At 72.2% G+C, this 8,969-nt stretch carries 9 protein-coding genes; 8 read left to right on the top strand and 1 reads right to left on the bottom strand.

The annotated features are described in order from the left end of the window. The first annotated feature begins 98 nt into the window (after positions 1–98). The 8 genes from FXF51_RS15890 (at position 99) to FXF51_RS61875 (ending at position 7,676) form a co-directional block, all read left to right on the top strand. Positions 99–776: a response regulator transcription factor gene (locus tag FXF51_RS15890; protein WP_148435199.1), complete on the top strand. Its 678-nt coding sequence runs from the start codon at positions 99–101 to the stop codon at positions 774–776. After that, positions 773–2,167: a sensor histidine kinase gene (locus FXF51_RS15895; protein ID WP_222871294.1), complete on the top strand. Its 1,395-nt coding sequence runs from the start codon at positions 773–775 to the stop codon at positions 2,165–2,167. Before FXF51_RS15890 ends, FXF51_RS15895 begins: the two co-directional genes overlap by 4 nt. Positions 2,168–2,191: 24 nt before the next feature. Continuing rightward, entirely contained in the window at positions 2,192–2,707 is a 516-nt protein-coding gene (locus tag FXF51_RS15900) for a hypothetical protein (protein WP_148435200.1), read from the top strand. Then, the gene (locus FXF51_RS15905) at positions 2,704–3,777 is read left to right on the top strand and encodes a peptidoglycan-binding protein (RefSeq protein ID WP_262379558.1); all 1,074 of its coding nucleotides are present in this window, start codon (positions 2,704–2,706) and stop codon (positions 3,775–3,777) included. The genes FXF51_RS15900 and FXF51_RS15905 overlap by 4 nt, the downstream gene beginning before the upstream one ends. After that, entirely contained in the window at positions 3,774–4,427 is a 654-nt protein-coding gene (locus tag FXF51_RS15910; RefSeq protein WP_148435201.1) for an ABC transporter ATP-binding protein, read from the top strand. Before FXF51_RS15905 ends, FXF51_RS15910 begins: the two co-directional genes overlap by 4 nt. Continuing rightward, complete coding sequence (locus FXF51_RS15915; RefSeq protein WP_148435202.1) at positions 4,424–5,632, top strand: ABC transporter permease; 1,209 nt, start codon at positions 4,424–4,426, stop codon at positions 5,630–5,632. The genes FXF51_RS15910 and FXF51_RS15915 overlap by 4 nt, the downstream gene beginning before the upstream one ends. Positions 5,633–5,733: 101 nt before the next feature. Beyond that, a complete protein-coding gene (locus FXF51_RS15920) occupies positions 5,734–6,588 on the top strand; it encodes a hypothetical protein (RefSeq protein ID WP_148435203.1) in 855 nt (284 codons plus the stop codon). Positions 6,589–6,746: 158 nt separating this feature from the next. Next, positions 6,747–7,676, top strand: a complete 930-nt coding sequence (locus FXF51_RS61875; protein ID WP_222871295.1) for a helix-turn-helix transcriptional regulator — start codon at positions 6,747–6,749, stop codon at positions 7,674–7,676. A gap of 6 nt (positions 7,677–7,682) precedes the next feature. Here the strand turns inward: FXF51_RS61875 and FXF51_RS15930 are convergent, their stop codons facing one another. After that, positions 7,683–8,684 carry an AI-2E family transporter gene (locus FXF51_RS15930; protein WP_262379560.1) on the bottom strand — a complete coding sequence of 334 codons (1,002 nt, stop codon included), beginning with the start codon at positions 8,682–8,684 and terminating at the stop codon, positions 7,683–7,685. Positions 8,685–8,969: the final 285 nt, after the last annotated feature.

Consider the following 8,969-nt stretch of genomic DNA (forward strand, 5'->3'; position numbering starts at 1 on the left):
GCATGACATGCCCGCCACGGTAGGCGGCGGCCTCGCGGCCGGGCAACTCAATAAACGCTTTGAGCCGGCTTTGAAGTGACTCGGGTAGACCTTGGAGCATGAACCGACCGGCCAGGGTGCTCGTCGTGGACGACGAGCCGAACATCCGCGCCCTGCTCTCCCAGACGCTGCGCCTGGTCTCGTTCGAGGTCAGGACGGCCGAGACGGGCGCGCAGGCGGTGACGGCCGCCAGGGAGTTCAGGCCCGACATCGTGGTGCTGGACGTGATGCTGGCGGACTTCGACGGGTTCGAGGTCGCCAGGCGGCTCGGCGACAGCGTCCCCGTGCTGTTCCTGACCGCCCGCGACGGCGTCGAGGACCGCGTGCAGGGGCTCACCCTGGGCGCCGACGACTACGTGGCCAAGCCGTTCAGCCTGGAGGAGGTCGTGCTGCGCATCCGCGCCATCCTGCGCCGCAGCCGCGCCGCCCCCGAGCCCGACGTGCTGCGCTACGCCGACCTGGAGCTGGACCCGCACGCCCACGAGGTGCGCAGGGCGGGCGTCCCGGTCGACCTGTCGCCCACCGAGTTCAACCTCCTCGAATACCTGCTCACCAACGCCGGCCGGGTGGTGAGCAAGGCGCAGATCCTCGACAGCGTCTGGCGCTACGACTTCGACGGCGACTCCAGCATCGTCGAGTCCTACGTCTACTACTTACGCAAGAAGATCGACACGTTCGAGCCGCAGCTCATCCACACCGTGCGCGGCGTCGGCTACACCCTGAGGACCCCCCGATGAGAGCCTGGAGCCTGCGCGCCCGGCTCGTCATGGCCGTGCTCGGCCTCGCCGCCCTGGCCCTCGTGCTGTCGAACGTCGCCGGCATCGCGCTGCTGCGCGGCAGCCTGATGGAGCGCGTGGACGGCCAGCTCCAGCAGCTCACCAAGCTCTCCAGCGTCAAGGCCATCCAGGTGCTGACCCAGCGGCCCGCCGCCGGCGACTGGAACGACGTGCTCGCCAAACGCCTGGCCGCGCTGCCGGAGATCATGGTCTACCGCCCCGACGGCTCCCTCCAGTCGCAGAGCGGCTCCGAGCCCCGTCCGGTCATCGACCACATCGAGATCGGCGTCAGCTACACCGTGCCGGGCACCAGCGGGCCCTCCTGGCGGGTCCGCGCCATGCGGCTCGCCGACGGCGGCACGATGGTGTTCGCCCAGCCGCTCACCGAGCTGGAGCAGACCCAGACCGCCGCCATCGCCATCGCCGCCGCCGTCAGCGCCGTCGTGCTGCTCCTGCTCGGGCTGGGCGCCAACGCCGTCGTACGCCTCGGCCTGCGCCCCCTGACCAGGATGGAGGCCACGGCCGGGCACATCGCCCGCGGCGACCTCGCCCGCCGGGTCCGCGCCGCCGACCCGCACACCGAGCCGGGCCGCCTGGCCACCGCCATGAACGTGATGCTCGACCGCCTCCAGTCCGAGATCGCCGCCAGAACCGACTCCGAGGCCCGCATGCGCCGCTTCCTCGCCGACGCCTCCCACGAGCTGCGCACCCCGCTCACCTCCGTACGCGGCTTCGCCGAGCTGCACCGCAGGGGCGGCGGCGACGCGAACGAGGCCATGCGCAGGATCGAGGACGAGGCGGCCAGGATGGGCGTGCTGGTCAACGACCTGCTCACGCTCGCCCAGCTCGACGAGGAACGTCCCCTCGACCGCCATCCCGTGGACCTGCTCGAAGTCGCCGCCGACACCATCCGCGACGCCCGCGTACGCGTGCCGGACCGGCAGGTCAGGCTGGCCGGGCTGGACGGCAGGCTCACCCCCGTCTCCGTCGTGGGCGACGAGGCCCGCCTGCGCCAGGTCGCCGCCAACCTCGTCGGCAACGCGCTCAGCCACACCCCGCCCGAGGCGTCCGTCACCGTCAGGGTCGGCGGTCAGGGGCGCCTGGGCGTGCTGGAGATCTCCGACACCGGCCCCGGCGTGCCGCCCGAGCACGTGCCGCACCTGTTCGACCGCCTCTACCGCGTCAGCCAGGGCAGATCCAGGGCCGACGGCGGCGCCGGGCTCGGCCTGGCCATCGTCGCCGCCATCGTGCGCGCCCACGGCGGCCGGGTCGAGCTGGACACCGCGCCCGGCAGGGGCGCCACCTTCCGGGTACTCCTACCTGGCTCCGAGGTGACTCCGAGCCCGCTCTGAACAGCGCTCGGCACCTTCGGAGCCATGACAAGGACACTCCTCGCCGCAGCCCTCCTCGCCACCCTGGTGGCGGGCTGCGGCACCTCGCAGAGCGGAACCGGCGTCGCCTCAGTGACCGCCTCCAGCGCCGCACCCACCTCCGCTGCAAGCCCCACCGCCACCGCCGACCCCCAGGAACAGGGCAGGAAGTTCGCCCAGTGCATGCGCGAGCACGGCGTGCCCATGGAGGACCCCGCGCCCGACGGCAGCGGCGGCCTCGCGGTGATCGCCGGGAAGGCCGACGGCAAGACGAAGAAGGCCATCGAGGCCTGCCGCGAGCTGGCCCCGTTCAAGGACCGCCGGGCCGCCACGCCCGAGGACGTCGAGCAGCTCCGCGCGCTCGCCCGGTGCATGCGGGAGAACGGCGTGGACATGCCCGACCCCGGCCCCGACGGCACCTTCGGCGGCGGCGCGGGCTCCATCAAGCGCGACGACCCGGCCTTCCAGAAGGCGTTCGAGGCGTGCCGCGGCAGCTTCCCCTCGATGGGAGCCACCAAGTGACCGAGGCCGGGCGAGCCCTGCCACCGGGAGGGCGCAACCCGCTGCGGGCCCTGGCCTGGACGGGCGCCGCCGCGCTGCTCGCCGCCGCCGTCGGGGCCGCCGCCGTGGGCTTCGGCGGCGACAGCGCCGGCACCGCCGTCGCCGGACGCACCCCGCCGGCCACCGCCCAGGTGACCCGCACGACCCTCACCGCGACCAAGACTGTGGACGGCACCCTCGGCTACGGCGACACCGTCACCGTCGCCGCCAAGTCACAGGGCACCATCACCTGGCTGCCCGCGGAAGGCTCCACCGTCACCAGGGGCCACGCCGTCTACAGCGTGGACGCCGACCGCCGCCCCCTCCTGTACGGCACCATGCCCCTGTACCGCGAGCTGCGCGACGGCGTCGAAGGCAAGGACGTCGAACTGCTCGAACGCAACCTGGACAAACTCGGCTACGACGGCTTCGACGTGGACGACACGTTCACCTGGGCCACCGCGGAGGCGGTCGAGGACTGGCAGGACGACCTCGGCCTCGACGTCACCGGCGCCGTCCAGCCAGGCGACGTCGTCGTGGCCGACGGCCGCATCCGCGTCGCCGAGCTGCGCAAGGCACTCGGCGACACCGCGAGCGGCCCCGTCCTCGACGCCACCGGCACCACCCGCGAGGTCGGCGTCGCCCTCGACGTCGCCGACGAGCACCTCGTCGCCAAGGGCATGCCCGCCACCGTCGAGCTGCCCGACGGCGCCACCGTGAAAGGGAAGGTCACGGCCGTGGGCACCGTCGCCACCGAGACGACCAGCGGAAACGACACCGCCACCACCGTCGAGGTGAAGGTGTCGGTGAGCGGGCTGAAGAAGTCGTACGACGCCGCCCCCGTGGACGTCACCATCGTCTCGGAGCGCCGCGAGAACGTCCTGGCCGTCCCCGTCGGCGCGCTGCTCGCCCTGGCGGAGGGCGGCTACGGCGTACAGGTCGTGCAGGGCACGGCCACCCGCTACACCGCGGTCGAGGTGGGCATGTTCGCCGACGGCAAGGTCGAGGTCGAGGGCGTGCCGGAAGGCGCAACCGTGGCGGTGCCCAAATGATCGCCGAGCTGCGCGACGTCACCAAGCACTACGGCGGCGTCGCCGCGCTGCGCGGCGTCCGGCTGGGCATCGAGCACGGCGAGCTGCTCGGCATCGTCGGGCCGTCCGGGTCCGGCAAGTCGACGATGCTCAACATGATCGGCACCCTCGACCGGCCGTCCGGCGGCACCGTCCGCATCGCCGGGCACGACGTGCTCTCGCTCACCGACAGGCAGCTGTCCGCCCTGCGCGCGAACGTCATCGGCTTCGTCTTCCAGCAGTTCCACCTGGCCGCCGGGGTGCCCGCGCTGGACAACGTGGCCGACGGGCTGCTGTACGCGGGCCCGTCGCCGCGCGAGCGGCGGTCGCGCGCGTACGAGGCGCTGGAACGCGTCGGGCTCGGGCACCGCGCCGGCCACCGGCCGCACGAGCTGTCCGGCGGCGAGCGGCAGCGCGTCGCCATCGCCCGCGCCGTCGTCGGCGGCCCCCGCCTGCTGCTCGCCGACGAGCCGACCGGCAACCTCGACTCCCGCTCGGGAACCGGCGTGATGGAGCTGCTGCGCGAGCTGAACGCGGCAGGCGCCACCGTGGTCGTCATCACCCACGACCGCGACATCGCGGCCTCGCTGCCCCGCCAGGTGGAGATGCTCGACGGGATGGTGGTCACGTGACCGCCCCCGCCCCCGCTCTCGTCCCCGCCCGCCTGCGCCCCCGCGACGTCGTCAGGGTCGGCGGCGCGGGCCTGCGCGCCCGGCCGCTGCGCGTGTTCCTGTCGGCGCTCGGCATCGCCATCGGCATCGCCGCCATGCTCGGCGTCGTCGGCATCTCCGCCTCCAGCCAGGAGGACCTCAACCGCCGGCTCGCCGCCCTCGGCACGAACCTGCTCACCGTGTCACCCGGCAAGACCCTGTTCGGCGAGGCCTCCCACCTGCCCGCAGAGGCTGAAGGCATGGTCGGGCAGATCGCCCCCGTCACGGCCGTCACCGCGATCGGCACCACCGGGGCCAAGGTCTACCGCAACGACCACGTCCCCGAGGCCGAGAGCGGCAGCCTCTCCGTCACCGCCGCCCGGCTCGACCTGATCGGCGACGTCGGAGCCACCGTCGCCGCCGGAGCCTGGCTGAACGAGGCCACCCACCGCTACCCGGCCACCGTGCTCGGCGCCACCGCCGCCGACCGGCTCGGCGTCGTCCAGGCAGGCCCCGACCAGCGCGTCTGGCTCGGCGGCCAGTGGTTCACCGTCGTCGGCGTGCTCGCCCCCGCACCCCTGGCGCCGGAGCTCGACACGGCCGCCCTCATCGGCTGGCCGGTCGCGCGGGAACGGCTCGGCTTCGACGGCTACGCCACCACCATCTACGCCAGGGCCCAGGAGGCGCACGTCGTCGAGGTGCGCGGCGTGCTCGGCCCCACCGCCAACCCCGAACAGCCCAACGAGGTCGAGGTCTCCCGCCCCTCCGACGTGCTGGCCGCCAAACAGGCCACGGACGCCACCCTCAACGCCCTCCTGCTCGGCCTCGGTGGCGTCGCGCTGCTGGTCGGCGGCGTGGGCGTGGCCAACACGATGGTCATCTCCGTCCTGGAGCGCCGCGCCGAGATCGGGCTGCGCCGCTCGCTCGGGGCGACCCGCGGGCAGATCCGCGTCCAGTTCCTCACCGAGTCGCTGCTGCTGTCCGCCATCGGCGGCATCGGCGGGGTGCTGCTCGGCATCGGCGTCACCGCCGCGTACGCGGGCCTCCAGGGATGGCCGTCGATCGTGCCGGTCTGGGCCATGGCAGGCGGAGTCGTGGCCACGCTCGTCATCGGCGGAGCCGCCGGCTTCTACCCCGCGGTCCGCGCCGCCCGGATGTCACCCACGGAGGCCCTGTCCGCGCCCTGACGCCGTTCTTCCCGTGTCCGATTGTTACAAGAGAACGACGTCGGCAAGGGGATACCTTCGCGGTCAATACCGGCTACTCCCACAACGGAAGGACCGCCATCATGGACGTCATCGACCGGGCGGAGCTGTACCTGCACCACCACGGCAGGCTGCTCGACAGATTCCGCTTCGAAGCCCTGTTCAGGGGCGGCTCCCGCACCCGCGTGCTCGACGTGCTGAGCTGCTACCAGAACGAGGACGGCGGCTTCGGCAACGCCCTCGAACCCGACCTGCGCGGCCCCGGCAGCCAGCCGGAGCCGGTCGAGGTGGCGTTCTGGATCCTCGACGAGCTCGACGCGTTCGACTCGCCGATGGTGCCCGCCGCCTGCAAGTACCTCTCCTCCATCACCACGGGGGACGGTGGCGTGCCGTTCGTGCTGCCCTCCGTGCGCGACACCGTGCGCGCCCCCTGGTGGCAGTGCGGCGACAACCCGCCGGGCGACCTCATCCCGACCGCCTCCATCGTCGCCCTCCTGCACAAGCACGCCGTCACCCACCCCTGGCTCGACGCCGCCACCGACTTCTGCTGGTCGAAGCTGTACGCGGCCAAGGAGCTCGAACCGTACGCGGCCCGCGCCGCCGTGACGTTCCTCGACCAGGTGCCCGACAGGAGGCGCGCGGAGTCCGAGTTCGCCCGGCTGCGCGACGCCATCCTCGCCACCGTCACCTTCGACCTGAACACCCCGGGTCACGCGCACTTCCCCCTCGACTTCGCGCCGGAGCCGCTGCGGCTGCCGCTGTTCGAGCAGGACGTCCTGGACGCCGGCCTCGACGCGATGCTGGCCGCCCAGTCGGCCGAGGGTGGTTGGGGCGGGAACTGGCAGATGTGGACGCCGCTGGTGGAGCACGAGTGGGGCGGCTACGTCACGCTGCTCCGCCTCAAGACCTTGCGCGCCTACGGGCGACTGCCCGGCTGAGCCCCCGCCGCCGGCGGCTGCCCGTGTCAGGCGCCGCCGTCCGGGGCTGCCTGTGTCAGGCGACGCCGCCGTCCGGGGCTGCGCGTGTCAGGCGCCGCCGTCCGTCGCGGCGCCTCTGCCGCGGCGCTTCTGTCGGAGGCCTCGCGTACGTTGGGGGCATGTACGTCGAACGGCCCCCGAGCGCCGGCCTGGCCGGCCGTGTCGCCTGCGGGTGGCATCGCATCAGCGAGGCCGCCGGCACGCAGCTCGTGGTGCCCGACGCGTGCGTCGACCTCATCTGGGGCGCTGAGGGCCTGTACGTCGCGGGCCCGGACACGGGGCCCATGCCGGCCACCATCGCCGCCGGGGAGACCCTGGCCGGGGTGCGGTTCAGACCTGGCGCGGTGGGCGACTTCTTCGGCCTGCCGCTCCAGGAACTGCGCGACCGCCGCGTCCCGTTGAGCGACCTGCCCGTGGGGGCCGTTCTGCTGACGGAGCTGACGAAGGCAGCGGAGACCTGGCGCACGGCACCTTCGCCTCGGAGGCGGCCTGCCCACGCGGCGGACGCGTTCGCGGAGCGGAAGGCGAGCACCCCGGCGCGCTTGCCTGAGGCGGACGCGTTCGCGGAGCGGGGGACGAGCACCCTGGCACGCCTGCCTGAGGCAGTCGCGTTCGCGGAGCGGGGGACGAGCACCCTGGCACGCCTGCCTGAGGCGCTGGCGTTCGCGAGCCTGCGAGCCCAGGTCGAAGCCCGGCTCCAGCTCCTGCAAGCGGCCGTGGCCAGACGCCTGTCGCCCACCGCCGCCGCACCATCCGTGGACCCGGCCGCCCCCGCCATCGCCACCGCCCTGGGCGAGGGCCGCACAGTGGCCGAGGTGGCGTGGGACCTCGGCTACAGCGAACGCCAACTCCACCGCCGCAGCCTCCTCGCCTTCGGCTACGCCCCCAAGACCCTCCAGCGCATCATCCGCTTCCAGCACGCCCTGCGCCTGGCCCGTACGGGCATCCCCCTGGCACAGGTGGCGATCACGGCCGGCTACACCGACCAGGCCCACCTGTCCAACGACGTCAAGCGACTCAGCGGCGTACAACTGAGCCGCCTCCTCTGACCTGACTCACCGCTGCCCGAGATCACCCGCGCGCGGAAGCCGTCCCGACACCAGCGCCTGCACCCATCTGGCACTCGGATCGCTGTCGATCAGCAAGGCCCGCGTCAGCAGGCTCAGCGGAATGGCGAGAATGGCCCCCAGCGGCCCCAGCACGAATGTCCACACGATCAACGAGATGAACGTCATCGTCGTGGAAAGCCCGACCGCGTCCCCGAGGAATTTCGGCAGAATGAACGACTGCGTCACGACATTGATGACGATATAAGCGGCGATCACCAGCAGCATCGTCTGCACGCCGCCGTCCAGCAGGGCGAGCATGGCCGGTGGCAGCAGCCCGATGACGAAGCCGATGTTCGGGATGTAGTTGGCGATGAGCGCGAGCACACCCCAGAGCAGCGGCAGCGGAACGTCCAGCAGGGATAGGGCGATCATGTCGAGAATCGCGTTGATGAGCCCGAACACGGTGGAGACGATCAGATAACGCCGGGTCTTGTGCCCGAACGTCGCGAGTGCCGTCACCAATTGCGGCCGGCTGCCTTCCCCCGTGGTGAGAATGCGCGACGTCATCGGCGCGTCGAGCGACATCGCCAGCAACAACACCACGATGAGAAAGAGCGCGGAAAGAATTCCGATCAGACTTCCGAGCAGACTCTGCGCCAGGCCCAGCACCCGCCCGGGGTCGAACGCTTGCAGCCCCTTGTTGAGCACGTCGTTGCTGATGCCGTGGGCGGCGGCCCACCGCTCGGAGTCGTCGAGGAGCCGCTCGAACTGGTCGGTGTAGGTGGGCAGCAGGGAGACGAGCTGGGTGACGGAGATGGTCAGGATGCCGACCATGCCGATCAGCACCAGCACGACGATCAGGAACGGGACGGCGACCTGCAGCCAGACCGGGGCCTTCCTGGTGTTGAGCCAGCCGCGCACGGGGGAGACGGCGATGACGAGCACGAGTGCGAGCACGACGGGGCCGGCGATGGAGGCGACCTCGCGGACGCCGAAGAGCACGACCACTGCGGAGGCGATGCCCAGCAGGATGATGAGCGCCCGGGGCACGGATTGATCTCGCACGCACCCGTTCCTACCCGTGTGCGCAGGGCGAACCATCGATTTGACGGTTCCCGTAGGCGTACATAGAGTTCAGCAGTCCCAAGGGGGCGGCTTGATCGCCGGCCCCGCTCGGGGGCCACCTCCAGACTCCACCACTTCGGTGAGGCGTGCGCGTCCACTCGGATCGGCTGGTAAGTTAGAGGGGTTGTCTCCGAAAGGGGGCAGGGATTAATTCCCGCAGGTCGAGCG

This window comes from Nonomuraea sp. PA05 (assembly GCF_008086045.1).
Lineage (GTDB): Bacteria > Actinomycetota > Actinomycetes > Streptosporangiales > Streptosporangiaceae > Nonomuraea > Nonomuraea monospora.

Bases quoted from the DNA above. Each gene is read 5' to 3' on its own strand.
- FXF51_RS15920 (WP_148435203.1), top strand. From the start codon at position 5,734: ATGGACGTCATCGACCGGGCGGAGCTGTACCTGCACCACCACGGCAGG.
- FXF51_RS15910 (WP_148435201.1), top strand. From the start codon at position 3,774: ATGATCGCCGAGCTGCGCGACGTCACCAAGCACTACGGCGGCGTCGCC.
- FXF51_RS15890 (WP_148435199.1), top strand. From the start codon at position 99: ATGAACCGACCGGCCAGGGTGCTCGTCGTGGACGACGAGCCGAACATC.
- FXF51_RS61875 (WP_222871295.1), top strand. From the start codon at position 6,747: ATGTACGTCGAACGGCCCCCGAGCGCCGGCCTGGCCGGCCGTGTCGCC.
- FXF51_RS15900 (WP_148435200.1), top strand. From the start codon at position 2,192: ATGACAAGGACACTCCTCGCCGCAGCCCTCCTCGCCACCCTGGTGGCG.
- FXF51_RS15895 (WP_222871294.1), top strand. From the start codon at position 773: ATGAGAGCCTGGAGCCTGCGCGCCCGGCTCGTCATGGCCGTGCTCGGC.